Annotated in this window: 24 protein-coding genes and 1 pseudogene; 18 read left to right on the top strand and 7 right to left on the bottom strand. The window is 58.7% G+C overall.

Annotation, left to right across the window (positions count from 1 at the left end; translation table 11 throughout):
• Positions 1-366: 366 nt before the first annotated feature.
• Genes JL05_RS12575 through spt form a run of 4 tightly spaced genes read left to right on the top strand, consistent with a single transcriptional unit; the run spans position 367 to position 4468 of the window.
• Positions 367-2106 carry a fatty acyl-AMP ligase gene (locus tag JL05_RS12575; RefSeq protein WP_033632596.1) on the top strand — a complete coding sequence of 580 codons (1740 nt, stop codon included), beginning with the start codon at positions 367-369 and terminating at the stop codon, positions 2104-2106.
• Complete coding sequence (locus JL05_RS12570) at positions 2103-3017, top strand: NAD-dependent epimerase/dehydratase family protein (RefSeq protein WP_033632595.1); 915 nt, start codon at positions 2103-2105, stop codon at positions 3015-3017. The genes JL05_RS12575 and JL05_RS12570 overlap by 4 nt, the downstream gene beginning before the upstream one ends.
• Positions 3018-3048: 31 nt before the next feature.
• Positions 3049-3309, top strand: coding sequence for an acyl carrier protein (locus tag JL05_RS12565; RefSeq protein WP_015378483.1), 261 nt, complete (start codon positions 3049-3051; stop codon positions 3307-3309).
• On the top strand, positions 3296-4468 hold the full coding sequence (spt, locus tag JL05_RS12560; protein ID WP_004935542.1) for a serine palmitoyltransferase: 1173 nt from the start codon (positions 3296-3298) through the stop codon (positions 4466-4468). Before JL05_RS12565 ends, spt begins: the two co-directional genes overlap by 14 nt.
• A gap of 70 nt (positions 4469-4538) precedes the next feature.
• On the opposite strand, the gene JL05_RS12555 is transcribed toward spt, so the two are convergent.
• Positions 4539-5270 carry a nucleoside/nucleotide kinase family protein gene (locus JL05_RS12555; protein WP_015378484.1) on the bottom strand — a complete coding sequence of 244 codons (732 nt, stop codon included), beginning with the start codon at positions 5268-5270 and terminating at the stop codon, positions 4539-4541.
• Positions 5271-5642: 372 nt separating this feature from the next.
• Between JL05_RS12555 and JL05_RS12550 the strand changes: the two genes are divergently transcribed.
• From JL05_RS12550 to JL05_RS12505, 10 genes and pseudogenes are all read left to right on the top strand, one after another.
• The gene (locus tag JL05_RS12550; protein WP_033632594.1) at positions 5643-6368 is read left to right on the top strand and encodes a nucleoside/nucleotide kinase family protein; all 726 of its coding nucleotides are present in this window, start codon (positions 5643-5645) and stop codon (positions 6366-6368) included.
• A 30-nt stretch (positions 6369-6398) separates the two neighbouring features.
• Complete coding sequence (locus JL05_RS12545; RefSeq protein WP_033632593.1) at positions 6399-7193, top strand: nucleoside/nucleotide kinase family protein; 795 nt, start codon at positions 6399-6401, stop codon at positions 7191-7193.
• 72 nt (positions 7194-7265) lie between these two features.
• A complete protein-coding gene (locus JL05_RS12540) occupies positions 7266-8603 on the top strand; it encodes a lipopolysaccharide biosynthesis protein (RefSeq protein WP_033632592.1) in 1338 nt (445 codons plus the stop codon).
• The gene (locus JL05_RS12535; protein WP_016927024.1) at positions 8600-9469 is read left to right on the top strand and encodes a hypothetical protein; all 870 of its coding nucleotides are present in this window, start codon (positions 8600-8602) and stop codon (positions 9467-9469) included. The genes JL05_RS12540 and JL05_RS12535 overlap by 4 nt, the downstream gene beginning before the upstream one ends.
• Positions 9470-9489: 20 nt before the next feature.
• Complete coding sequence (locus JL05_RS12530) at positions 9490-10056, top strand: YtfJ family protein (RefSeq protein WP_015378488.1); 567 nt, start codon at positions 9490-9492, stop codon at positions 10054-10056.
• Between the two features lie 28 nt (positions 10057-10084).
• Positions 10085-11155 carry an LPS export ABC transporter permease LptF gene (gene lptF / locus JL05_RS12525; protein ID WP_033632591.1) on the top strand — a complete coding sequence of 357 codons (1071 nt, stop codon included), beginning with the start codon at positions 10085-10087 and terminating at the stop codon, positions 11153-11155.
• Positions 11152-12230 (top strand): annotated as a pseudogene (gene lptG / locus JL05_RS12520) (LPS export ABC transporter permease LptG). Before lptF ends, lptG begins: the two are co-directional and overlap by 4 nt.
• 102 nt (positions 12231-12332) lie before the next feature.
• Complete coding sequence (locus JL05_RS12515) at positions 12333-13082, top strand: glycosyltransferase family 2 protein (RefSeq protein WP_033632589.1); 750 nt, start codon at positions 12333-12335, stop codon at positions 13080-13082.
• A 382-nt stretch (positions 13083-13464) separates the two neighbouring features.
• Positions 13465-14247, top strand: a complete 783-nt coding sequence (locus JL05_RS12510) for an ankyrin repeat domain-containing protein (RefSeq protein WP_238545844.1) — start codon at positions 13465-13467, stop codon at positions 14245-14247.
• A 136-nt stretch (positions 14248-14383) separates the two neighbouring features.
• Positions 14384-15157 carry an ankyrin repeat domain-containing protein gene (locus JL05_RS12505; protein ID WP_033632588.1) on the top strand — a complete coding sequence of 258 codons (774 nt, stop codon included), beginning with the start codon at positions 14384-14386 and terminating at the stop codon, positions 15155-15157.
• 108 nt (positions 15158-15265) lie between these two features.
• On the opposite strand, the gene JL05_RS12500 is transcribed toward JL05_RS12505, so the two are convergent.
• Complete coding sequence (locus JL05_RS12500; RefSeq protein WP_033632587.1) at positions 15266-16573, bottom strand: serine hydrolase domain-containing protein; 1308 nt, start codon at positions 16571-16573, stop codon at positions 15266-15268.
• Between the two features lie 107 nt (positions 16574-16680).
• Here JL05_RS12500 and JL05_RS12495 point away from each other — a divergent pair, with 107 nt between their 5' ends.
• The 4 genes from JL05_RS12495 to JL05_RS12480 all read left to right on the top strand — a co-directional run bounded on the left by JL05_RS12495 (position 16681) and on the right by JL05_RS12480 (position 20920).
• Positions 16681-17592, top strand: a complete 912-nt coding sequence (locus JL05_RS12495) for a LysR family transcriptional regulator (protein WP_033632586.1) — start codon at positions 16681-16683, stop codon at positions 17590-17592.
• A gap of 320 nt (positions 17593-17912) precedes the next feature.
• Entirely contained in the window at positions 17913-18821 is a 909-nt protein-coding gene (locus JL05_RS24365) for a restriction endonuclease (RefSeq protein ID WP_050501241.1), read from the top strand.
• A gap of 40 nt (positions 18822-18861) precedes the next feature.
• Positions 18862-19674, top strand: coding sequence for a hypothetical protein (locus tag JL05_RS12485; RefSeq protein WP_033632585.1), 813 nt, complete (start codon positions 18862-18864; stop codon positions 19672-19674).
• 241 nt (positions 19675-19915) lie between these two features.
• Positions 19916-20920 carry a LacI family DNA-binding transcriptional regulator gene (locus JL05_RS12480; protein ID WP_033632584.1) on the top strand — a complete coding sequence of 335 codons (1005 nt, stop codon included), beginning with the start codon at positions 19916-19918 and terminating at the stop codon, positions 20918-20920.
• Positions 20921-20926: 6 nt separating this feature from the next.
• Here the strand turns inward: JL05_RS12480 and araD are convergent, their stop codons facing one another.
• From araD to JL05_RS12455, 5 genes are read right to left on the bottom strand one after another with little or no spacing between them, the layout of a single operon-like run.
• Positions 20927-21619 carry an L-ribulose-5-phosphate 4-epimerase gene (gene araD / locus JL05_RS12475; protein ID WP_033632583.1) on the bottom strand — a complete coding sequence of 231 codons (693 nt, stop codon included), beginning with the start codon at positions 21617-21619 and terminating at the stop codon, positions 20927-20929.
• Complete coding sequence (locus JL05_RS12470) at positions 21613-22482, bottom strand: L-ribulose-5-phosphate 3-epimerase (RefSeq protein ID WP_033632582.1); 870 nt, start codon at positions 22480-22482, stop codon at positions 21613-21615. The genes araD and JL05_RS12470 overlap by 7 nt, the downstream gene beginning before the upstream one ends.
• On the bottom strand, positions 22469-23956 hold the full coding sequence (locus tag JL05_RS12465) for an FGGY-family carbohydrate kinase (RefSeq protein WP_033632581.1): 1488 nt from the start codon (positions 23954-23956) through the stop codon (positions 22469-22471). Before JL05_RS12465 ends, JL05_RS12470 begins: the two co-directional genes overlap by 14 nt.
• An 8-nt stretch (positions 23957-23964) precedes the next feature.
• Complete coding sequence (locus tag JL05_RS12460) at positions 23965-24954, bottom strand: ABC transporter permease (protein ID WP_033632580.1); 990 nt, start codon at positions 24952-24954, stop codon at positions 23965-23967.
• Positions 24951-26441, bottom strand: coding sequence for a sugar ABC transporter ATP-binding protein (locus JL05_RS12455; RefSeq protein WP_033632579.1), 1491 nt, complete (start codon positions 26439-26441; stop codon positions 24951-24953). The genes JL05_RS12460 and JL05_RS12455 overlap by 4 nt, the downstream gene beginning before the upstream one ends.
• Positions 26442-26469: the final 28 nt, after the last annotated feature.

Genomic DNA, 26469 nt, shown 5'->3' with positions numbered 1-26469 from the left:
ATTTCTTGCGGCATACTGTTTATGAAGTGTTTAAGTTCCAAGATAGCCATGCATGAGGTCATAACCTATGAGCCGACAGTTATTTCCTGCCCGACAGATGCAGACTAAAGAACGGCGAAGTCCGGATATTACAATAGTCTCTCATATCTCGCCAGGATGCCGCTCAAGGCTGATGACTCGGGCTACTTACGTTCTGCCCGGTTAATAACCGGCATGCCGCTCGAGCACGGCAATATACGCTGTTCGCGGAATGAAGATGGTTGAATAACAAACTTATTCAAAACCTATTCATAGTAAAACATCAATTACCTCGCCAAGAGTGATTTCTCTCTTTTGGTGATTTTTAATCTATGGCTAAGTTTGTCTATGTCTGAAACAAGTTCCGTTCATTCTCTTCCCATGCGCTATGCGGACTTCCCCACGTTAGTAGACGCGTTGGATTACGCGGCGCTCGGTAATACGGGAATGAATTTTTACGACCGTCGCAATCAACTCGTGACCGTTCTCGACTATCGCACGCTGCAGCAAAAAGCGATCGCGGGCGCGCGGCGTTTATTGTCCCTGAAGCTCAAGAAAGGCGATCGCGTGGCGCTTATCGCCGAAACCAGCCCGGGCTTCGTCGAAGCCTTTTTCGCTTGCCAATATGCCGGCCTGGTGGCGGTGCCGTTGGCGATCCCGATGGGCGTTGGCCAGCGCGACTCCTACACCGCCAAACTGAAAGGGCTAATCGCCAGCTGCAACCCCGCGGCGATCATCAGCAGCGAAGAGTGGACACCGCTCATCGCGTCGGCCACGGAAAACACGTCGGCGATGCACATCCTCAGCGACGCGGACTTTAACGCCTTGCCAGAGCCGGAGATCGCGTTGCCGGCGCCTTCGCCCGACGATATCGCCTATCTCCAATACACCTCGGGCAGCACCCGCTTTCCGCGCGGCGTGATCATCACCCAGCGGGCGGCGATGGCGAACCTGAACGCGATCAGTCGCGACGGGATCAAGCTGCGCGCGGGCGACCGCTGCGTGTCGTGGCTGCCCTTCTATCACGATATGGGCCTGGTCGGTTTCCTGCTGACGCCGGTGGCGACCCAGCTGTCCGTCGACTACCTGCGCACGCAAGATTTCGCCATGCGCCCGATGCAGTGGCTGAAACTGATCGCCAAGAACCGCGGCACGGTGTCCGTCGCCCCGCCGTTCGGCTACGATCTGTGTCTGCGCCGCAGCAACGCCAAAGAGCTGGCCGATCTGGATCTTTCCAGCTGGCGGGTCGCCGGCGTGGGCGCCGAGCCGATCCCGGCCGAGCTGCTCAGCCAGTTTGGCGAACACTTCAGCAGCATCAACTTCGACAGCAAAGCCTTCATGCCGTGCTACGGCCTGGCCGAGAACACCCTGGCGGTGAGTTTTTCCGACCCTTGCTCCGGCCCGCAAACCAACGAGGTCGACCGCGATATTTTGGAATACGAGGGTAAAGCGGTCGCGCCGGGCAAGAAGACCCGCGCCGTCTCGACCTTCGTCAACTGCGGCCGTGCGCTGCCCGGCCATCGCATCGAGATCCGCAGCGAAACCGGGCAACCGCTGCCGGAACGTCAGGTCGGCCATATCACGATTTCCGGCCCCAGCCTGATGAACGGCTATTTCTGCGACGATGAGTCCCAGCAGCAGATCCAGGTGACCGGCTGGATGGACACCGGCGATCTCGGCTATCTGCTGGACGGCTATCTGTACGTCACCGGCCGCAAGAAGGATTTGATCATCATTCGCGGCCGCAATATCTGGCCGCAGGATATTGAGTACGTCGCGGAATCCGAACCGGAAATCCGTTCCGGCGATGCGATTGCCTTCGTGACCGAAGAACACGACGAAGCGGCCAGGATCATTTTGCAGATCCAGTGTCGAGTCAGTTCGGAAGAACGCCGTGAACAAATCGTGCATTCGCTGAGCGCGCGCATTCAAAGCGAGTTCGGCATCGCGGTGGACATCGAGCTGCTGCCGCCGCACAGCATTCCCCGCACGTCGTCGGGCAAACCCGCGCGCGCGGAGGCCAAGAAACGCTGGCTGAGCGCTTCGCTCTACCCGCAAATGCCGCAGCTGGCCGGTTTCGCGCAATGAGCGGCACCGTGGCAGTGACGGGCGCGACCGGCTTTATCGGCCGGCATATCGTCCAGGAACTGCTGGCGCAAGGGTTTAGCGTGCGCGCCCTGACGCGGCAAGCCGGAAAAGCCGCCGCAGACAACCTGCAGTGGATCCCCGGTGCGCTGGAAGATCGGCCCTCGCTCACCGAACTGGTGCGCGGCGCGGAGTGCGTCGTGCATTGTGCGGGCCAGGTGCGCGGGCATGCGGAAGCGGTGTTCACCCGCTGCAACGTCACCGGCAGCCTGAATTTGATGCAGGCGGCCAAACAGAACGGCCGCTGCAATCGCTTCTTGTTCATGTCGTCGCTGGCGGCCCGCCATCCGGCGCTGTCCTGGTACGCCCATTCAAAACAGGCCGCCGAGCAGCAACTCATCGCCGCCACGGGCGATATCGCGCTGGGGATTTTCCGCCCGACGGCGGTTTACGGGCCCGGCGATAAAGAGCTGAAACCGCTGTTCAACGGCCTGCTGCGCGGCGTGCTGCCCCGGCTGGGCGCGCCTGACGCCAGGCTCTCTTTTCTGCACGTGAGCGATTTGGCAAAGGCGGTCAGCCAATGGGTGCAAACCGAACCTGCGCAGCCGAATATTTACGAACTGTGCGACGGCGTGGCCGAAGGCTATAACTGGCTGCGCCTGCGGGACATCGGCGCCGCCGTGCGTCACGGGCCGGTGCGTCTGGTGGGCATTCCGCTGCCGCTGCTGAAAGCCCTGGCGGATATCAGCGTGGTGTGGAACCGCCTGGTAAAACAAGAACCGATGCTGACGCGCAGCAAAATACGCGAATTAACGCATCGCGACTGGTCCGCCAGTAATCAGGCGCTGTCTCAACAGATTAATTGGTTTCCACAGGTGAGTTTGGAACGCGCGCTGCGTGAAGGGCTGTTTTAATTATTCCAAGTAGAGGTGTGTCAACGTTCTTATGCTAAATCGCGATGCTGTAATGGATTATATCCTGACGTGTTTGCAAGGTATCGTCGAAGGCGGAGTGGAAATAAAACCTGATAGCGATCTCGTCAATGATCTTGGCCTGGAATCCATCAGAGTCTTGGATCTGCTTATGATGCTGGAAGATGAATTAGATATCTCCATTCCTATCAATATATTGCTTGATGTCAGAACGCCTGAGCAACTGCTTGACGCGCTGCGCCCTTATCTGGAGAAAAACCATGGGACTGTATGATAAGTTTGCGCGGCTCGCCAATGACCGTGAACAATTTCAAACGTCCGGTCTGAATCCGTTCGGCACCTGTATCGACGAAGTGTATTCCGCCACCCAGGGGCGCATCGGCGATCAAAAGATTGTCCTCGCCGGCACCAATAATTACCTTGGCCTGACGTTCGATGCGCAGGCGATCGCCGCCGGCCAGGCGGCTCTGGCCGCGCTCGGCACCGGCACCACCGGCTCGCGCATGGCGAACGGCAGTTACGGATCGCACCTGACGCTGGAACGGGAGCTGGCGGAATTCTTCGATCGCCCGAGCGCCATCGTGTTCTCCACCGGCTATACCGCCAACCTGGGCGTCATCAGCACGCTGGCGGGACCGGGTGCCGTGGTGCTGATCGACGCGGACAGCCACGCGAGCATTTACGACGCCTGCGCCCTCGGCGGCGCGGAAATTATTCGCTTCCGCCACAATGACGCCGCCGATCTGGAGCGCCGCATGGTGCGCCTGGGCGAACGCGCCCGCGAGGCGATCATTATCGTGGAAGGCATCTACAGCATGCTGGGCGACGTCGCCCCGCTGGTGGAAATCGTCGACATCAAGCGGCGATTGGGCGGGTATCTGCTGGTCGACGAAGCGCACTCCTTCGGCGTAATGGGCGAGCACGGCCGCGGCCTGGCCGAAGCGCTGGGCGTCGAGCAAGACGTGGATATCATCCTGGGCACCTTCAGCAAAAGCCTGGCTTCGATCGGCGGCTTCGCCGTCGGCGGCAAGGGGATGGACGTGCTGCGCTACAGCAGCCGGCCGTATATCTTTACCGCTTCGCCGTCGCCGTCCAGCATCGCTTCGGTGCGCACGGCGCTGCAAAAAATCGCCCGCCATCCCGAGCTGCGGGAAAAACTGTGGAGCAATGCGCACCGCCTGTACCACGGCCTCGCCGAGCTGGGCTATACCCTGGGGCCGCGCATCAGCCCGGTGGTGCCGGTCATGATCGGTTCAAAGGAAGAAGGGTTGCGTTTCTGGCGCGAGCTGATCGCCCACGGCGTCTATGTGAACCTGGTGCTGCCGCCGGCCGCGCCGGCGGGCGTGACCCTGCTGCGTTGCAGCGTCAATGCCGCGCACAGCGATGAAGAAATCGACACCATCGTGCGCGCCTTTGCGGCGCTGAAAAAATAAAGCCTTTCCTTCTCGGCCGCGGCGGCGGTGCCGAAAATGGCCACGCCGCCCTGCCGAACCGATGCGCACCTCAGTGCGCAGCCGTTGATACCCCATCAGCCGAATAGCGATACCCCTGCGCCGCCATAAATTCCGCGATGGCTTTTTCCGCCGCCGAAAGCACCTCCTCGATCGGCCGATCGGCATCGAGATCCACGATGTCGGCGCCTTCGAACGTCAATAGCGGCGTGACGGCGATCTTCTTCTCCAGCGCCGCTTTGCGGTGATCGGGTTTGCGCGCGCAGGCCACGTCCAGACTGACATTCAGCTTGAGCACCAGATCCGGTTTTTGCCCCGCCATCCATTGAAACGCCGCCCGTTCACGCGCCGCCAGCCAACGGACGAAACGGCTCCCTTCAACGTCGACGGGAAAAACCGTGCCGTCGTAAGCGCCAGGGATCTGCGCCTGCGGAAAACGGTCGGTCAACACGATGAACCCTTGCCGGCGATACGCCAGCATGCGGCGAAAACGCAGCAGCCGCCGCCCCACGAAAGCGATGATCACCGCCGACGGCAACAGGCCGATGCGGGATTTTTTCGTTTTGACTTTTTTGGTATTGCTCTCGATAGCCTTGCCCACCGAGCGCCCGAGCAGCGGCAATTTCGCCGCCGCGCGCCCGACGTTGCCCGCCTGCTTGCCCAGATGCACCTGCACCGCCGGGCCATAATGTTTCACATACTCGATCAGATGTTCACAAACGGTGGACTTACCCGATCCGTCGCTGCCGATAACCGCAATCAGCGGCGGAAATTTTGCACTCATAATAAGACTCTCTTTCAATACACCAGAAACGGCGTGCCATATTTGAAGCGAACGATCGCTTATCATTGCCGCGGTGGCTGCGTGAAAAAAATTTGCCATACGCAGCGCCAAAAAAGCACAAAAGATTAAGCGAAAATTGAAAACCTCTGCTCTTTTTTCGCCGTGAGCCATGCCGAGAATTAACATAAAAAGCGAAACCGGCCCACGCACGAACAATTAGCACAAAATAACAAGAACAAACGCCATGAATATCAATTCAAATAACGAAAAAGAATACCGATCTCATTATTTTATCGCAGCAAAGCACAATAAATATCTTGAACCCAAGGCGTATTGGAATACAATAGTTTTTTTCGCATTGGAACAATTATTGTGAGTCAGCAGATAAGACCTTCATCTGATCGCTCGCCCGTGCGCGTAATAGCGATAACCGGCTGTGATGGCTCGGGAAAATCCACGTTAGCCGCCAGCCTGGTCAACGCTTTATCGGCACAAGAACCTGCCGAACTGCTGTATCTCGGCCAGTCTTCCGGGCGTATTGGCGAATGGATCAGTTCGCTGCCGATTATTGGCGCGCCCTTCGGGCGTTATTTGCTGAAGAAATCGGAACGCGTGCATGAGCGCCCTTCCACACCGCCGGATAATGCCACGGCGCTGGTGATATTTTTACTCTCCTATTGGCGCGTTTATAAATTCCGTCGCATGCTGAAGAAAAGCCGCAGCGGCGCATTACTGATCACCGATCGCTATCCGCAAGCCGAAGTGGCGGGGTTTCGTTTCGATGGCCCGCAGCTGGCGAAAACCGCCGGCGGCAATCGCTGGATCCGCTGGCTGAGAAAGCGCGAACAAAACCTGTACCAATGGATGGCGTCTTATCAGCCCTTATTATTAATTCGGCTGGATATTGACGAACAAACGGCCTATTCACGCAAACCCGATCACTCGCTGGCGGCGTTGCGTGAAAAGATCGCCGTCATCCCGCACCTGACGTTTAACGGCGCTAACATATTGGATTTAGACGGCCGCGAGCCGGCCGACCGTATTTTCGACGCATCGCTGCGCGCCGTTAAAATATCGCTGAGGGCCGCCAATGCCTAGCCGACAAATAACCTTTCCGTACCGAAACAGATGAAAAAAAATAAACTCACCGCCACACAGGATACCTCTCCCACCTGCATCACCGGGCTGATTGCCGTGGTGGGCAGTGACGGCACGGGCAAGTCCACGCTGACCGCCGACCTGGTGAAAAACCTGCAGCAACATCGCCCCACGGAGCGGCGCTATTTGGGGCTGATCTCCGGCGAAGACGGCGACAAAATCAAGCGGTTGCCGTTCATCGGCGTGTGGCTGGAACGGCGCCTGGCGGCCAAATCCGACAAAACCCAACGCATGAGCAACAGGCCGCCGGCGCTGTGGGCGGCGCTGATCATGTACGGTTTTTCGCTGTGGCGCGCATCCAACCTGCGCAAGGTGCGGCGGCTGGCGCAGAGCGGTGTTCTGGTGATCAGCGATCGCTACCCGCAGGCGGAAATCTCAGGTTTTTACTACGATGGGCCCGGCATCGGCGTGGAACGCGCAAAAGGGTGGCTATTAAGCCGCCTGGCGGCGCGCGAACGCCGTTTATATCAACGCATGGCCGTCTATCGGCCGGAGCTGATCATTCGCCTTGATATCGACGTCGATACGGCCTTTTCCCGCAAGCCCGATCACAGTTACGAAGAGCTGAAAGACAAGATCGCCGCCATGGTGCGCCTGCAATACAACGGCTCGCGCATCATCGAGCTGGACGCCAGAGCCCCTTACGACGAGGTGCTGAGCAATGCGCTCAATGCCATTTCCGCCGTGGTGAACCCCGCGAAGCGCCCGCAGAGCGATCTCGGGCAACCCGGCGAGAACGCCGGCGAAGAAACTCAGGTTTATTAACCGAATACAGGGCAAACGCATGACTGCGGAACACAAAATGCAGCAAAACAACGATAACGGCTGGTTTGGGCTATGAAACGGTGGTTTTCCGACGGCGCGTTTCGTTCCATTTTACGTAATGCCGCCTACCTGGGCTCCGGCAGCGTCGCCAGCGCGCTGCTCGGCCTGCTGGCGCTCTCCTGCGCCGGTAAAGGCATGTCGCCTGACATGTTCGGCGTGCTGGTGGTGATTCAGGCCTATACCAAAGCGGTCAGCGATTTCATCAAATTCCAGACCTGGCAGTTTGTGGTGCAATTTGGCACTCCGGCACTGGAGCATCAAAATACCGGGCGCTTCCGCGACGTCGTCGCCTTCTCCTTCGGCCTGGATATCGCCAGCGGCGTCATCGCCGTGCTGGGCGGCATGATCATGCTGCCGTTCTTGTCTCACGCTCTGGGGCTGGACAGCGAAAGTTTCTGGCTCGCCATGCTGTACTGCACCCTGATCCCATCGATGACCTCCTCCACGCCGACCGGCGTGCTGCGCGCCTTCAACCGCTTCGATTTAATCGCCATCCAGCAGGCGATCAAACCATTCCTGCAGGCAGTGGGCAGCGTCATCTCCTATTATTTCGATCTGGGGTTCCCCGGCTTTATCGTCACCTGGTACGCCTCTAACCTGATCGGCGGCACGCTGTTTTGGTGGTTCACCGCGCGCGAGCTGCGCCGCCGCGATATCCATGGCGCGCTGAGGCCGCGCCTGTTCAACGTCGCGCGCCGCATCGAGGGCGCCTGGAACTTCGTCTGGACCACCAACATCGCCCATACCATCTGGGCCGCCCGCAACTCCTGCACCACCGTGCTGGTGGGCGTGGTGCTCGGCCCGGCCGCCGCCGGGCTGTTCAAGATCGCCATGACCTTCTTCGATGCGACGGGCACCCCGGCCAAGCTGCTGGAGAAAAGCTTCTATCCCGAGATCATGCGCCTGGATCCGCGCACCAAGACCCCGTGGCTGCTCGGCCTGCGCTCTTCGCTGCTGGCCGGCGGCATCGGCCTGGCCGTTGCGGTGTTGATGTTGCTGGTGGGCAAGCCGCTTATTTCCGCGGTATTCGGGCAGCAATACCTGGAAGCCTATGACCTGATTCAAATCATGCTGGGCGCGATCATCGTCTCCATGATGGGCTTCCCGCAGGAATCCTTACTGTTTATGGCGGGCAAACAGCGCGCCTTCCTGATCGCGCAGGCGACGGCCTCGGCGGCCTACATTGCGCTGCTGGTGTCGATGGCGTATGCCTTCGGCGTGCAGGGCGCCGCCTTCGCTTATTTACTTGGGCAATGTTTAGACGTTCTGTTATCCCTGATACCGACGATCGGCGCCTACCGCAATCGCTTTATGTTGGGGCTGAATGTGCCCAAAGAGAGTAATCAATGACCGCTAGCAATAATTGGAAAAAGTTCTCAGCCGAAACCACCCAGGCGCTGTTTGTCGCGGTGGAAGAGGACGACCTGGTTGAGGCGAATATCAGCCTGCCGCAGCAGATTGATCTGGAATGCTCCCCCGAGAGCATTCGGGACAACTACGCGCTGTGCCTGCAGTTTTGGGAAGACGGCTTTTCCCGCCGCGAGCTGCTGCAATTGGTGAACGGTTTCCTGCAAGACCCGCAGTTGGCGGCGGCTACCCGCATGCGCTACAAATATATCCGCGCCCGCTATAAGCACCTGCGCTTCGCCCAGCAGCTGTACGGCGCCCCCCACCGCGCCAACCGCCTGTTCCACACCACCACCGTGGTGCTCGGCCATTTTCAGGACGCGTTTCGCAACGGCAACCAGAAGAACCTGACGCTTTACGGCAACCTGCTGCGGCTGCTGCTCAGCAAGCCGGTGTGGTCTTACGTGCGCTATGCGCTGCGCCACACCCGGCTGGAAAGCGCACAGGGCTTTATCACCTACCGCCAGGAGCAAATGCGCCAGCTGCAAACGCTGATCGCCGGCCCAGCGCTGACCGGGCATCAGTTCCATGACGTGCGCAAAATCGTCAGCCGCCAGGTCTCGTTCTATGACACGCTGAGATCGATCGATCCCGACAACCGCGAGGCCCGGCAGATCTCGCGCTTCCTGGCGGCGATTAACGGCCTGATGGGCGACCGGCATGACGTGATGGTGGCGGACAAGCTGGCCGGCGGCGATATCTATGATCGGCCGGCGATCCTGGATATCGACATCCGCCAGCGCCTGGAGCTGCTGCTGGCGCGTTTTCCGCTGTCGTTTTCCCAGCCGGCCATCGCGGCGGGCAGATAAGCGGGTTGCACGGAGCCATGATGACGTTACGTCGCTTGCTGACCCTTGCGCTGCTGCTGTCGCCGCTGACGGCATCTGCGCATAACTTCGTGCATGGCCGGCCGGTGGCGCCGATCGCCATCGCCGATCGCGGCGAGCTGCTGCTGCGCAACGGCGATTTCAGCTACCGGCCGTGGAACAGCGCAAAACTGGCGGGCAAGGTGCGGGTGATCCAGTACATCGCCGGGCGCACCTCCGCCAAAAAGAAGAACTCGCTGCTGATCAACGCCGTTAAGGACGCGAACCTGCCGGGCGATCGCTTCCAGCCGACCACCATCGTCAACACCGACGACGCGATACCGGGTTCCGGCTTCTTCGTGCGCGGCAAGATCGAGAAAAACAAGCGGCATTACCCCTGGGCGCAATTCATCGTCGACAGCGACGGGCTGGGGCGCATGGCCTGGCGGCTGCCGGAGGAGAGCTCCACCATCGTAGTGCTGGACAAGGCCGGGCGCGTGCAGTGGGCGAAGGACGGCGCACTCACCCCGCAGGAAGTTGACCAGGTGATCGCCCTGCTGCGCGCGCTGATCGCGCAGGAGACGCCATGAAGCGCACGCCGCCGGGAACCGATAACGCATGTCTTTGATTGAACGCTATATCACGGTTGAGATCCGCCGCCTGGTGATGATGATCGCCGGGTTTCTGATCTTCATGTTCGCCAGCTACTCCGCTCAGCGCTACCTGACCGACGCCGCCAACGGCACGCTGGCGCTGCGGGTGGTGGCCGACGTGGTTTTCTATAAATCGCTGATCGCGCTGGAGATGATATTGCCCGTCGCGCTGTATGTCTCGGTGGCGGTCGCGCTGAGCCAGATGTACAGCGATGCGGAGATCACCGCCATGCTGGCCGCCGGCGCCAGCCCGCTGCGGCTGTACAAGGCGGTGCTGATACTCGCCGTGCCGCTGGCGATAGCGGTCACGCTGCTGTCGCTGTATGGCAGGCCCTGGGCGTACGCCAATATTTATCAGCTGCAGCAACAGTCGCAATCGGTGCTGGACGTGAGCCACCTGCAGGCCGACAAATTCAACGTCAGCGGCAACGGCCGCATGATCCTCGCCAGTCACGTCGACAAAACGGCCAACCACCTGACGGACGCCCTGATTTATGTGCGCGGCGGCCATCACACCAGCCTGTACCGCGCGCAGTCGGTGGAGGTGCTCGACGCCTCCCCCGCCAGCCCCGCCGTGCGGCTGAAAACCGGCACCGCCTATGTGCTGGATCGTGAGGGCGCCGACGACAACGGGCAGAACTACGACAACTTCGACATCGCGCTCAAACCGTTCGTGCCCAGCGCCGAGAGCCGGCACAAGTCGGCCTCGCCGGCGGAACTGGCGCGCTCCGCCGATCCGGGCGACGCCGCCGAACTGCAATGGCGCGAGAGCCGCGGGCTGACCACCGTGCTGATGGTGCTGCTGGCGATCCCCTTTAGCCGCATCAAGCCGCGGCAGGGGCGCTACGCCGCGCTGCTGCCCCTCACGGTTCTGTTTACCGTGATTTTCTATGGCGGCAACATTTGCCGCACGCTGGTGGCCAACGGCTCTCTGCCAACGATCCCCGGCGTTTGGCTGGTGCCGATAGCGATGGCTGTCGGTATCGCCCTGCTGCTGGCGCGCGACCTATCTCTGCTGCGGAAACCCTCCCGATGACTCTTTTTAGCCGCTATCTGATCCGCAACGTGTTCATCGGCTTCGCCGCCGCGGCCGGGCTGCTCATCCCGCTGTTCACCACCTTTACGCTGATCAACGAGCTGGAGGACGTGACCCCGGGCGGCTACCGCTGGCAGCAGGCGCTGCTGGTGACCGTGATGACCCTGCCGCGCAGCCTGGTCGATCTGGGGCCGTTTATCGCGCTGCTCGGCGGCATCGTCGGGCTGGGGCAGCTCTCCAAAAGCCTGGAGCTGACGGCGATCCGTTCCGCCGGGATGTCGATATTCCGCATCGCGCTGGTGATGCTCGCCGCCGGGCTGCTGATGAACCTCTCGCTCGGCGCCCTCGATGAATGGGCCGCCTCGCCGCTGCAGCAACGCGCGCTGCAAATGAAGAATAACGCCCTGGCGCAGTCGAATAATAACGACGTTACCGTTAACCCGCTGTGGGCGCGGCACGGCAACGAGTTTGTAACAGTGAAGACCGTCGATGAGAACGACCAGCCCCACGGCATTGAGATCTTCCGTTATCAAGCCAACCGCGCGCTGGAGTCTTACATTTACGCCGACAGCGCCAGCACCGCCGCTGACGGCAGCTGGCTGCTGCACAACGTGATGCAGAAAAGCTGGCAAGGCAGAAAGGAGACGATTGCGCGACAAGACAGCCTGCTCTGGCGCTCACTGTTCGCCGTGCCGAGCCTGAAAGAGCTGACCCTGCCGGCGGGCAGTTTCTCGCTCCAACAGCTGGATCGCTATATCGATTACCTGCAAGGCTCGGGGCAGCCCAGCACCGAATACCGCCTGGCGCTGTGGAAAAAACTCGGCCAGCCTCTGCTGGTGCTGGCGATGATTTTGCTGGCCATCCCGTTTACCTTCACCGCCCCGCGCGCCCCCGGCATGGGCAGCCGGCTAGCGCTTGGCGTCATCATCGGGCTGCTGACCTACATCGCTTACCAGATCGTTCTCAACCTGGGATTGCTGTTCGCCCTCAACGCGCCCTTCACCGCCCTCGCCCGCCGCTTTTGCTCCTGGCGTTGGCGCTGGCGCTGGTTTATCGGTTTGACCGGCGGGGTTAAGCATTTTCTGAGGTTGATAAGGGATAAGAAGAGAATCGTAATTTCCATTCCAGAGAAAATATCACGCACTCACCTGCTCGCGATTTTTAAGGATGTTAGTTAATGGCAAAGATAGCTGTTTGTATACTGACTTTTAACTCCTCTCGTTTATTACACGAGGTGCTTTCTCCACTCATGGGCATTGCGGATGAGTGGATTGTGGTGGACTCCGGCAGTACGGATAAAACGCTGTCTATTTGCCAAAGCTTTGGAATAAGCCCTATTTATCATCGTTTCGAGACTCACGGACGGCAAATGAACTTTGCGATTTCTCAAGCTCATCATGACTGGGTGTTGTGCCTGGACAGCGACGAAATCCTTGATGCCGAAACCATAGCGTCCATTTTAAAATTCAAAGCGCAGGAAAACCCACCGCCACAGCAAGCCTTTAGAATCAAAAGGAATTGGTTTGTTCTCGGACAGCCAGTCAGAACGATTTATCCCATCTCCTCACCGGACTACCCCGTTCGGCTGTTCAATAGAACGCAGGTCAGGTTCAATGATGCTCCGGTAGATGATGCCGCTGAAGGCTATATTCACACGTCGGTCATTCCCGGCAATGTTAAGCACGATACCTTTTACTCTCTCCATGAAATATTCAACAAGCTCAATAGCTATACGACAAGGGTAGTAAAATACAGAAACATTAGGCCCTCGTTATTTCGTGGCGTCGTTAGCGCGATCGGCGCATTTTTCAAATGGTACGTACTGAGCGGCGCATGGAAGGAAGGCAAAGTCGGCGCCGTCACTGGCTTTTATGCCGTGGCCTACAGTTTCCTGAAGTATTTTAAATCCTGGTATGGCAAAGATTGATAATGTTAAGGACAGAAACAGGGGCACATCCCCGCCGCTACTGATCCTGGCGTTGGTTTATCGATTTATGCGGCGGAGTTAACACCCTACAGCAGCCTTTAGAAAACAAGAACTTTCCAGTTAATAGTTGGCCGGCTTTACAAATTGGCCTGAGCCGTTATCATCCTTTATTTGGTGTCCTATGCGCCGTTAGCTATCGCTGGCTGCCGTTCGATAACATGCCCCTCAGGGGGCCATCGAGTGCAAGGAGTGCGAGCGCCCGCCTGAACAGGCCAAGACGCAGCAAGCAAAGGAAGAGACACACTATGTTTTCCAGTTTGAAACTGCTGTATATCGCCGATGATATTATTTCACCTGATGATTGAAGATCAGAAAGACGAGGATGTCGCCACTATCAGGGGGAGAATATGAGCAAATTGATAATGGCAATGGCGTTACTGTTTACTGTTCTCATGATGCAAGGATGCAAAAAAACATGGAATATGAACCACAGGATTTTTTTGAAGGCCGTCAACTGGACATCGCACAGCTGATTTATGATGGCGATGAAGTGAAACTGAAAGAGAAACTTCCCTCTGTCAGCAAGGAAGAACTGAATCGACCGGTTAAGGCAGACATGACCCTGCTGTTTTGGTCGGTGCTAAACTCAATCTATGATAAAAACACGCCAGAAAGGCTGAAAATAATAACCGACTTGGTAAAAGCTGGCGCAGATCCGCTGCAACCCAGACCGGAGGGAGGAAGCAGCCCAGCGGAATTCGTCATGAAAGCCGACAAGGGGATTTGGGTCAAAGCCATGCTCGACGGCGGTTTACCGCCAAACGCAAAAGATAAGGTATTCAATGAGCCCATTGTATTCCAAACAATCAAAGCCAAAAACACTGAAACGTTAAAGGTGATGCTGGATTACGGAGCGGACATTAACATCAGAGACTCCTTACAACAAACCTTATTAATGGATGCTTTTTTTAGCTCAGCCTTTGAGCACATGACCCTACTGCTCAATCGGGGTGCGAACCCTAACCCGGTAAATATAAACAATCTTTCGCTGTTAACAGCAGTGAATCGGCAAATAAAAGACAGCCAAGATGGCTCAGAATACAATGAACAGTGTAAGAAAATACTCGAGATCATGCTTTTAAAAGGAGCAAAGGAAACTCAGTAATTTCACTAACTCGGATCTGACAGCTGCCGGTTATTTATACTGAAGCTGTCAGGTTACATCTGGCTTTCGATAAACACGCTATAGACCAAAAAACTGATTGAAGAGACGAGGATGCCACCATTCTCAGGGGGAGAGTATGAGCAAATTGATAATGGCAATAGCGCTACTGTTTACTGTCCTCATGGTGCAAGGATGCAACAAAAGCATGGGATATGAGCCACAGGATTTTTTTGAAGGCCGGCAGCTGGACATCGCACAGCTGATTTATGATGGCGATGAAGTGAAACTGAAAGAGAAACTTCCCTCTATAAGCAAGGAAGAACTGAATCGACCGGTGAAAGCAGACATGACCCTGCTGTTTTGGTCGGTGCTAAACGCAATCTACGATAAAAATACGCCGGAAAGGCTGAAAATAATAACCGACCTGGTTAAAGCTGGCGCAGACCCGCTGCAGCCCAGACCGGAAGGGGGAAGCAGCCCGGCGGAATTTGTCATGAAAGCCGACAAGGGGATTTGGGTCAAAGCCATGCTCGACGGCGGTTTACCGCCAAACGCAAAAGATAAGGTATTCAATGAGCCCATTGTATTCCAAACAATCAAAGCCAAAAACACTGAAACGTTAAGGGTGATGCTGGATTATGGCGCAGACATAAATACAAGAGACTCATTGGGAAACACCTTATTGATAAGCTCACTGGATTCTCATTCGTTTGATCATACGATTTTTTTGTTAGAGAGAGGTGCAGATAGCAAAATAAAAGGGAAATTTGGTTGGACTATGGGCAATCAGCTTCAGCGCTTTATAGATAGAGGGGTAGGCGATGCCGAGGATAAAGAGAAAATTAACAAGATAAAAGAGTTATTAATTAAAAACGGTGGAGACTGGCCTCCACTACCTATAGAGAATTGATACTCCCCTCCCCTACGGCATGAATAGGTCGACGTCGAAAACATGTAATATGCCGCTCAGGGGCGAAATGGCAACCGCCCCTGCTCGCTCTGTCGATAGTTGCCGGGGTTAACGCAATTCCTTCGCTATCGCGCTAAACATCAGCGACGCCTCCAGCGGTTGCGCGCTGAAAGAAGGCTCCGCCTGCGGCCAGGTGGACCATTGGACGATCACCAGATTCTCCGCCTGATTCACCATGATCATCTGGCCGAAGATCCCCAGCGCCCACAGGGAATGCTTGAGGGACGCCTGCGGAGCGGGTTCTACGTTAGTCGCATTGGCCGGCACTTCGTTGTTCCACCATTGGAAGCCGTAGATGCCGTTAGGATGCGCCGCCGATACCGAGCCCGCCGCCCGCGTCCAGTTGGACGACTGGGCTACCCAATCTTCCGGCAAGATCTGTTTGCCGTTCGGCAACGTCCCGTTATGCAGAATGAACTCACCGAAGCGCCCCCAGTCTTCCAGCGTGGCGTTAAAGCCGTGCGCGCCCACGTCGTGCTGGCCTTTGGCGTAGGCATGCCACACGCCATCGCTCGCCATGCCGTACGGCTGCCAGATGCTTTGCTCAAGATAGGCCGCCAGCGGCATGCCAGTGGCGCGCTCCAGTACGTCGCCCAGCAGCCACGCGCCGCCGGAGGAGTAAGACCAGTTCTGCCCGGCCGGATGCGCACGCTGCAGGCCGGCCACCAGCTTGCGCACGCAGGCATAGGTGCCGGGTTTGGCTTCACACTCGGTCAGCTGCGCGAAGTCCGACTTCGGGTTGGTGTAATCCTCATTCCACGCCACGCCGGAGGTGTGGGTGATCAGCTGCCTGAGGGTCACGCCGTCCCACGCGGTGCCTTTCAGGTCGGGTTCGTATTGCGTGATGAGATCGTCGAGCGAGCGGATCTTGCCCTGTTTAATCGCCACGCCCACCAGCGTGGCGACCACCGATTTGCCCACCGAGCGCGATGTCCACAGCGTGGCGTCGGTATTGCCCTGCCCCAGATATTTCCAGGCGATTTTGCCGTCTTTCAATACCAGCATGCCGCTGACGTTCTGGCGCTGAAGATAATCCTGCAGGCTGTAGGTTTTGCCATTCACCCGATAGCTGGCATTCGTTAGCTGTTTAGCGGCAGCCACCAGCGGTGTGGCACTGCCGTGATGAAACACATCCCCGGCATAGTTGCGGTAGTCATTACGAAAACCGATCACCCGGTCGCTCTGGCTCCAGGTGAGCATCTTGTGCGTGTCCGGCAATTGCGCATCGAAAGGCGCCGGACAGGCTCTGAGTTCGGTGCCCGCACAGGCGGCCAGCGCGGCGGGCGCCAACAGGCCGCTGCAGAGACTGATGACAACGCCCGCCAACAGGCTGCGGTTAAACACTTTGCTTTTCATATTTTTTCTCGCTTGGTTCAGGAAGGCGTTCAGCTTAAAAAAACGCGGCCTATAATAAAAAACGCCTGATGGGAGAAAATCCCCCGCAAAATCGACGGGAGAGCCGCGTGCCAAGCCTGATTTATTCTTTTGCCCAACTGGAAGCCTTCACCGCCGTGGCCGAGCACGGCAGCCTGGCGAAAGCCGCGCTCAAGCTGGGCAAAGACCGCACGACGCTGCGCGATTTGATTGATTTTCTCGAGGATGGCTTGAGCTATGCGCTGTTCCTGCGCGAGGGGCGCAGCCTGCACCTGACGCCGGAAGGCGAACAGCTGCAGCGCCAGGCACACCTGCTGATGCGCCAGGTGAAAGCCTTTGAGGCATTTGCCAAAGACGTGCCGAAGAGCGCGGCGCAGGAAATCTCGCTGGTCTACGATCCCTTTACCCCCCGCGCGCTGCTGCAGGCGCTGATAGCCGCCATGGCCCAGCGCAACACGCGCCTGAGCCTGATTAACGCCTCGCGCGACGAGGCGGAAAGCCTGCTGGCAAACGGCCAGGCCGATCTGGGCATCTGCCAGGCGCGCCACCGCAGCGTGGGCGACGCCATGGAGTGGCGCGCCTTAGGGGCGATAGAGATGGATTTCTACGCCGCTAAAACGCTTTTCCCCGGCGCGGAGCAGCCGCTTTCGCTGCTGGAGCTCTCGCTCACGCCGCAGGTGATCATGCATCCGGACTCTGACGAACCGGTGGCGCGCCGCCTGCAAATTTCTGGGCATACCATTTTCACCAACGAGCTGGAAATGCTGCGCGCCCTGCTTGAACAAGGCTGCGGCTGGGGATTCCTGCCAACACATATGCATGCCGAACAGTGGAAAAACGTCAACACGCTGCGTACAGAAGTGGGCAGCCAGGGGATCAGCCAAACCATGGTGACTATCTGGAAGCCGGGCAACGACCGACGGGCGCTGATTGATGAGACGTTGACGCTGCTGCCGGAGTTGTGGCGCGGGGTTGGGGGTGAAAAGTCGCGGCTAGATTAGCGGTGTTGTTACCGGAAGACGGTCGTAGAACTCATCGTCCGCGTTGCTTTTTCGATCGTTCTTAAGCGGGGACGGCGATTTCCCCTGATAAGCCCCTCACCACCATCGCTCCAGCGCTGCTGGCGCTGGTTTAGTGCTTTGATCGGCGGTATTGGAGGGGCAGCTTTGGGCGAAGAGCGAAAGTTCGCTTTAAAGGTAAACTAATCTGCCCTCTTTAAGATTACTGAAAAGAGTCGTCCACTTTACTGGGTAACCAACAATTTCTCCTTCAAGTTATTCTAATGGTATCTTCACATATAAGACTCAAACGGAGCGGCGCAATGGCTGATCAAGATAAAAGTAAGATTCCAGATTGGAAAGCTCTCGAGCAACTTGTTGCCATGATACAAAGGCAACTATCTCCTGGTGCTGTAGTGCAACACAATGTGATGCTTGATGGTGTCCAGAGCGAAACCAAAAGACAGGTGGATGTTCTGGTGGAGCAGTCCATTGGTCAGTACAAGATGCGTATTGTTATTGATTGTAAGGACTATGCTAATCCGGTAGATGTCAAAGGTGTTGAAGAATTTCACGGATTAGTACAAGACGTATGCGCGCATCAAGGGGCTTTAGTCTGCCCTGCTGGTTTTACCAAAGCAGCGTTACGGCGTGCGCAGAAATTACAGATTGCGCTTTACCGCCCAGTTTCTACAGGCGACCATAAATGGCGGGCAAAGGTGGCAGCCCCTGTATTATGTGATTTCAGAAATGGCTTCATGAGTTTTGGAATTAGATGTTCCGCCCCTAAACCCCTGCTAATTCCAAATGAGTTTTACAATTTGCCTGTCTACAGCGCGGAAAACAAGCTATTAGGTACTTCGTTAGAAATTGCACAGACTCGGTGGAATAATGGTTCCTTACCGAGTGAACCTGGGGAGCATGGGGAGTTGCTGATATTTGAGGAAGCTAAAACTCAAATTGATAATGGATACGGTGACAAGGTGGAGGTTACTTTAACTCTACGACTTTTTGTTAAACAACATCTTTATCTCGGTCATTTATCCATCGAAGATATCAACGGCTTACAGGATGAACACACCGGGCTCATTGTTACTAATGCCTTCACCTTAGGTGGACTTAACCCGGATGAGGTTGAACGAGACTGGCAACGTGTTGAAGATATCAGCGCAATTGAATTTGAACCTTTACTGAAAGTGGTTGGCTATTACTGCTATGGGATTGGCTCCTGATTAGTTTCGGGTTTAATACTTTTAACATGGGAACTACTAAATGCAGAGTGAAATAATCACACAGAAAAATGGAAAAGGTATCTTCGATCGCAAGGCTTGGTTAGCCGAATCTAAAAAACTGTATTTATCAGCAAAGATTTTGAGAGCCGAAGGCGATAAAAATAAAAATCCGCTTCATGAAAATAATAAAAACCCTGTTATTTATGAATATATTGATATCACGTCTGCAACTGATAAAACCAGCAGACTTATGTTGGGTTATGCATTCGAAATGTTATTAAAATCTGCTGTCCTGTTAATGAATCTTGGTGCTCAGAAAGACACTATAGACCTTAAATTTCGCGATTATGGACATAAGCTTGATAAAATGGCTATCGATTTGGAGCTGTCATTAGCCCCTGACGAGCTGAAGCTATTAAAAATTGCGTCGCAGGATATAGTGCTGCAGGCACGATACCCGATTGGTAAAGTTGATGATGATAAGTATATAGGTGAGTTAAACAAAAGAAATATTGACCTAGCAAACAAGAAAATCTTTGGGGATATGATTATCCTGTATGATAAAATAAAAAATGTAGTTGCTAAGTTTGATAATGATGTTACAAACTGTGCGGAGTTCAACGTGCTTAGAGGGAACGATTTTGTTCTCTTTATGCGAAATGGTGGTGGACTCTCATCAAGAGCAATAGTGACCTTTGCGGCCCATTTCCCAAATAGCAAAAAAAGCAAGTCATATTTAAAAGAGGTTATTGAGAAGCATGCCGGCAAGATTGCTTTGTTATATACATATCGCTGGGCTTCATTTTCTTTCTTCGAAGACACGGGTAAAAAGCTTATCCCGCTTGCGGAATAATACTAATCAACCATCTTAACGTTCGGAAATAGCGACTTTGTCCCATTAACCATCCTCAATTCCCAAGCGTTGTCAAAGGGCGCTAACAAAGGCATTAAATAAAATGAATGCAGATCGTGCCTAACGACTGAGTTTCGTTATTTTTCCTCCCCCATCCAGCCACCCCCAACTCCCCCCTAGCACCGCCCCCGCCCTTTCCCTACAATAAGGGATCTGTTGAGGCATAACGCAAGGAAAGACGGTGTCGAAAGCCAATCCCAATGCCACTATCGTGGATATCGCCCGCCGCGCCAGGGTGACCAATATCACCGTTTCCCGCGCCTTCAATAAGCCCGAGCTGGTCAAGCCGGAAACCCGCGAGCGCATTCACGCCATCGCCAAAGAGCTGAACTATGTGCCCAACGCCTTTGCGCAGGGGCTGAAAAGCAGCAGCAGCCAGATTATCGGCATCGTCACCAGCAGCATGTACAACCCGTTCTATTCCGGCCTGATCAAGACCGTGTCGCGCATTGCGCGCCAGCAGGGCTACCAGATCATGCTGTTCGACACCGACGGCAGCGAAGAGGCGGAAATGCGCGCCATTCAGGCGCTGTTCGGCTACAAGGCGCGCGGTATCCTGCTCTCGGCGGTGCGCGACGACAAGCGCTACCGCCCCACCTATCTCGAGCTGGCCGAGGTGTACGGCGTGCCGCTGATCCTGATCGACCGCGATCTCTACGATCAGCAGCTGAGCGGCGTGTTCCTCGATAACCGCGAAATCGGCGTGCTGGCCGGGCGCTATCTGGCGGAGCAGCCGGAGCAGAAGCTTTTAATTATCGGCGGCCCGGCGGATTCGGAAATTACGCTAACGCGCACCGCCGGCATCGTCGCGGCCTTGCAGGGCAGCGGCCGTGAGATTCATATCATCAACGGCGACTACGATTTCACCTCGCAAGAGAGCGAGGTGCGCGCCTATCTGGCGCAGCCGGAGAACCGCCCGGATTACATCATCGGCCTGAATGGCATCATCACGCTGGGCGCCATCGCCATCTGCCACGAGATGGGGCTCTATCAGCAGGTGAAGTTCTTCTCGATAGACGAGCCGCCGCGCGCCGGCGCTTACGGCCTGCACATTCCGGGGGTGTATCACGATACGCAGAAACTGGGGGAGATTGCCGCGGAGCTGCTGTTCAGCGCCATTAACAGCCCGCGCGGCGAGCTGCCGGTGCGCAGAGAGTTCTTCACCGGCTCGCTGTTGAATCGCTGACGGGCGCTATTGCCCGTAGTAGGCGTGTTTGCCGTGCTTGCGCAGGAAATGTTTGTCCAGCAGCTCCGGCTGCATCGGGGCGATGGCCGGCGCCAGCTGGCGCGTCGCCATCGCCATGATCGCCACCTCTTCCAGCACCACCGCGTTGTGCACCGCATCCGCCGCGTCCTTGCCCCAGGCAAACGGGCCGTGGGAGTAAACCAGCACTCCCGGCACCTGCTGCGGATCACGCCCCGCCTGATTGAAGGTCTCGATAATCACCTTGCCGGTCTCCCCCTCGTAATCCCCGGCGATCTCCGCCTCGCTCATCGGCCGGGTGCAGGGAATGTCGCCGTAAAAGTAGTCGGCGTGGGTGGTGCCCAGCGCCGGGATCGGCTGCCCGGCCTGCGCCCAGATGGTGGCGTTGCGGCTGTGGGTGTGCACCACGCCGCCGATATCGGCGAAGGCGCGGTACAGCGCCAGGTGGGTGGCGGTGTCGGATGAGGGTTTGCGATGCCCTTCACGCACCTTGCCCTCCAGATCCACCACCACCAAATCCTCCAGCGTCATCGCCTCGTAGGCGATGCCCGAAGGCTTGATCACCACCAGCCCGCTCTGGCGGTCGATCGCCGAGACGTTGCCCCAGGTAAAGGTCACCAGCCCGTATGCCGGCAGGCTGAGGTTGGCGGCCAGCACCTGCCGCTTGAGTTCGTTCAGCATGCGATGCCTCCATCATTCATTTGTTGTTCGAGCCAGGCCTTGGCCTGGGCGATGCGTTGCTTATCCTGCCCGTCTTCGCGCGCCCACATCTCCAGCAGGTAGGGGCCGCGATAGCCGAGCGCGTTGAGCACGGAAAAGGCGTGGGCGAAATCCACGCAGCCCTCGCCGAACGGCACGTCGCGGAACTGCCCGGCGCTGCCCGGCCCCACCGCCACGGTGTCTTTGAGGTGTATGGCGGTGATGCTGCCGATGCCCAGCGCCAGCTCGGCGGCGACGTCGTTGCCCCAGGCGCTGAGGTTGCCGAGATCGGGATACACCGTGAACCACGGGCTGTTGACGTGGCGGGCGATGTCGCGCCATTTGCTGATGCTGTTGATGAACGGCGTGTCCATCACCTCCACCGACAGCATCACCTGCGCCCTGGCAGCCTGCGCCGCCGCCCACTGCATGCCCTCGATAAAGCGCTCGCGGCTGTGGCGATCGGCCGGTTCGTAATAGACGTCGTAACCCGCCAGCTGGATGTTGCGGATGCCGAGATCCGTCGCCAGTTCCAGCGCCTTGCTCATCAGCACCCGCGCCCGTTCGCGGGTGGCAGCCTCGGCGCTGCCGAACGGATCGCGCCGGTGCGCCGACAGGCACAGGCTCGGCACCGTCACCCCGCTGTCGAGCCGCGCCTGGATAAACGCCAGCCGCTGGCGGCGATCCCAGTCCAGCCGCTGCTGGCGCGCCGGCTGTTCGTCTATCGACATCTCCACAAATTCAAAGCCCAGCTCGGCGGCGGTGGCCAGCCGCTGCGGCCAGCTCAGTTCGGCGGGCAGCGCCTTTTCATACAGCCCCAGACAGGCGGCGTTAGTCGTTTGCATCAGTCACCTCACTCAAAGCCTGAGCCACCGCCAGATAGCGCGCCTGCTGGGCGCGCAGGCGCCGATGAGCGGCGGTCGCGGGATAATAACAGCGCAGTTTGGGCGGCGCAGCGGCGATCGCCTCGGCGAACCCGGCGTACTCCCCGGCGCCGACGGCGGCGCACAGGGCGGCGGCGCGGCAGCCTCCTTGGCGCGTTTCCACCACCTCAAGCGGCAGGTTGCCGGCGTCGGCGTACATCTGCATCCAGACCTCGGACTGCGTCGGCCCGCCGGTCATGCGCACCCGCTCGATGCGCGGGTTCAGCTGCACCATGCGCTCCTGATGGATCAGGTGCGAGAACACGATGCCCTGGTAGATCGCCTGCACCACGTCCGCCATCTCGTGGTGGGCGCTCAGACCGATCAGGCCGCCCGGCGTGTTGCCGCCGAGGTTGGAGCCGTACAGATACGGCAGGAACAGCAGCCCGCTGGGCTGCTCGCGGCGCTCGGCCACCCAGGCGTTGAACTGGGCGTAGCGCTGCCGGTCGCCGGCGCAGAACTGGCGCAGGAACCAGGCCAGGTTGCCGGCCGAGGTCGGGCTGCCTTCGTGCACGAAATAGCGGCCGTCGATGCAGTAGCGCCCCCAGGCGTAGGGGTAATCGGCGGGAATGATGCGCTCGGTCACGCAGGTGGCGATCGACCAGGTGCCCGCCACCGCGCTGAGCGTGCGATCGTCGGCCACGCCGGAGCTGAGCGCCGCGCCCACCACGTCGAACAGGCCGCCGTACACCGCAGTTCCTACCCGTAGACCACATTGCGCCGCCGCCGCGGCCGTCACCCGCCCGGCCAGCTGCGCCGAGCCGATCACCGGCGCGGTCTTCTCCTGCGCCTCTTCGATGCCGAAGGCCGCCATCAGCGCCGGATCGTAAGCGCCGCTGCGCTGGTTAAACAGGTTGCTGCCGGAGATGTTGGTCACTTCGGCCGCCGCCTCGCCGGTGAGGCGAAAGCGCAGGTAGTCGTGCGCCATCAGGATGCGATCGACGGCGGCGTATTGCGCCGGTTGCCGCTGCTTCAGCCAGCGCAGCAGCAGCGCCGGGTGGCTGGGCCACAGCGGCTGCAGGCTGCGCGGGTAGCTCTGCGCGTCCACGCCGGCGCGGCGCAGCTCAGCCGCCGTGGCCGCCGCGCGGTTGTCCGAGGAGAGGATGCCGTTACCGACCGGCTTGCCGTGGCGATCGATGGCGTACAGCCCTTTGCCGTGCGCCGAGAAACTGACGCCGCGCACCTGCCCGACCGACAGCCCCGCAGCGTGCAGCGTCTGGCGGATTGCCGCGCAGACGTCATCCCACAGCGCATCCATATTGCGTTCGCTAAAGCCCGGCTGGGCGGCGATCGCCGCGCCGTCGCGCTCGGCGATCGCCAGCTCTTCGCCGCTTGCCCGGTACAGCCCGACCTTGATCACCGTGCCGCCGACGTCTATGCCAAGAAAGACTGACATCGCGCCTCCTATTTGCGCCGCACGGAGCTGAGGTAGATGGCGGCCAGGATGATGCCGCCCTTCACCACGTTCTGGATATACGGCGACACGTTCATCAGGTTGAGGCCGTTGTTGAGCACCCCGAGCATCATCGCCCCCACCAGCGTGCCGACGATGGCGCCGCGCCCGCCGGAGATCGCCGCCCCGCCCAGCACTACGGCGGCGATGGCGTCCAGCTCGAAGCCTTCGCCGGCGTTGGGCTGCCCGCTCATCAGGCGCGAGGTCAGCACCAGCCCGGCCAGCGCGGCGGTCAGGCCGCTGATCACGTACACCAGCATCTTGTAGCGCGGCACGCGGATGCCGCTCAGGCGCGCCGCCTCTTCATTGCCGCCCATCGCGTAGACGTAGCGGCCGAACGGCAGCTGGTTGAGCATCAGCCAGGCCAGCACATACACGCCGAGCATGATCAGGATCGGCACCTGGATGCCCAGCACCGTGCCGCGGCCGAAGAAGGAGAAGACGTCGGGCAGGCCGGAGATCGGGTAGCCGCCGGTATAAAGCAGCGCCAGGCCGCGGGCGATGCCCATCGAGGCCAGAGTGACGATGATCGGCGGCATGCGCAGGTAGGCGATGCAGGCGCCGTTGGCCAGGCCGAACAGCGCGCCGAGCGCCAACGCCGCTACCATCGCCAGTGGAATGGGCACCGCCGCCAGCATCAGCCCGGCGGCGACCGAGCCGGCCAGCGCCATCACCGGCCCCACCGAGAGATCGATGCCGCCGGTCAGGATGGCGCAGGTCATGCCCACCGCGATGATGGCGTTGATCGACACCTGGCGCGCTACGTTGGTCAGGTTGTTGACGCTGAGGAAGCTGTCGTTCAGCAGACTCATCAGCACGAACAGGACAGCGAAGCCGATAAACGGCAGGACCGCCGGGTGATGCAGCAGTTTTTCCCAGCGCTTGCCGAGGCTGAGGCCGGCGGCGCGGCGCGCCACGGCGGGTTGTTCAATTCCGATCATAAGGCACTCCCGGTCGCGTGAAGCATGATGTGGTTGGATTCGATGTCGTCGCCGGTCAGCTCGGCGACGATATGGCCGCCGCGAAACACCAGCACGCGGTCGCACACGCCGATGATCTCCGGCAGTTCGGAGGAAATCATGATGATGGAGATGCCCTGCTGGGTCAGTTGCTGCATCAGCTGGTAGATCTCGGCCTTGGCGCCCACGTCGATGCCGCGCGTCGGCTCGTCGAAGATCAGGATGTTGCAGTCGTTGTTAAGCCAGCGGGCGATCACCACTTTCTGCTGGTTGCCGCCGCTCAGGGTGCTGACGGCGGTCTCGGCGTCCGGGGTTTTCACCCCCACGGCGCGGATCAGCCGCTGCACCACGTCGCGATCCTTGCGGGCGCTGACGAAGATCTTGCCGCGCCGGTGGTGCCGGTTGAGGGTGATGTTCTGCGCCACCGAGAACGGCAGCACCAGGCCCTCGGTTTTGCGGCTCTCCGGCAGCAGGCCGATGCCCTGCGCCAGCGCCTGCGCCGGGGAGCGCAGCGCCGCCGGTTGGCCGCCGAGGCTGACGCGTTTGCGGTGGCAGCGGCTGGCGCCGATCAGCGCCGAGACGGTCTCGGTGCGCCCGGAGCCCACCAGCCCGGCGAAGCCGAGGATCTCACCCTTGTGCAGGTGGAAGCGGTCGGTCGCGCCGTGCTTCTCGCGCTGGATCTCCGCCTCCAGCAGCACCGTCGCGGTATCGACCGGATGCTGTTTCACCGGGAAGGCGTTCTCGATTTTGCGCCCGACCATCAGCCGCACCAGCTCTTCCACGTTGGTGTCGCCGGTGGCCAGCGTTTCGATGTAGGCGCCGTCGCGCAGCACGGTGATGCGATCGCAGATGGTGAAGATCTCGTCCAAATGGTGCGAGATAAACACCATGCCAACGCCCAGCAGCCGCAGATCGTTCATCACGCTGAACAGGTGTTCGGCCTCGCCCGGCGTCAGCGTGGCGGTCGGTTCGTCCAGCACCAGCACCCGCGCCTCCAGCGACAGCGCCTTGGCGATCTCCACAAACTGCTGCTGCGCCACGCTCAGCTGCTCCACCGGGCAATCGAGATCGATAGCCACCGTCAGCCGCTTGAAAATGGCCTCGGCCTTGCGCCGCATCGCCCGCCGATCCAGCAGGCCCCAGCGGTTCCTGATCTCCCGGTTGAGGAAGATGTTGTCGATGGCGCTCATGTAGGGAATCAACGAGAATTCCTGAAAAATAATGCCGACCCCGGCCTCGATCGCCTGGCGATAGTTGTTAAAGCGGCGCTGCTCGCCGTCGATAAAAATGTCGCCCTCGTCCGGCTGATGGATGCCGCACATGATTTTCACCAGCGTCGATTTGCCGGCGCCGTTTTCGCCCAGCAGGGCGTGCACCTCGCCCCGTTGAATGGCCAGATCGATGCCGTCCAGCGCCTTCACGCCGGGAAAGCTCTTTTTTATTCGCTTCAGTTCCAGTAAAGGTGTCACCGCATTGCCCTCCGCACCGAACGCCCCG

Origin of the sequence: Serratia nematodiphila DZ0503SBS1, assembly GCF_000738675.1 — a bacterium.
Classification (GTDB): Bacteria; Pseudomonadota; Gammaproteobacteria; order Enterobacterales; family Enterobacteriaceae; genus Serratia; species Serratia nematodiphila.
This window is presented reverse-complemented; position numbering and strand designations above follow the sequence as displayed.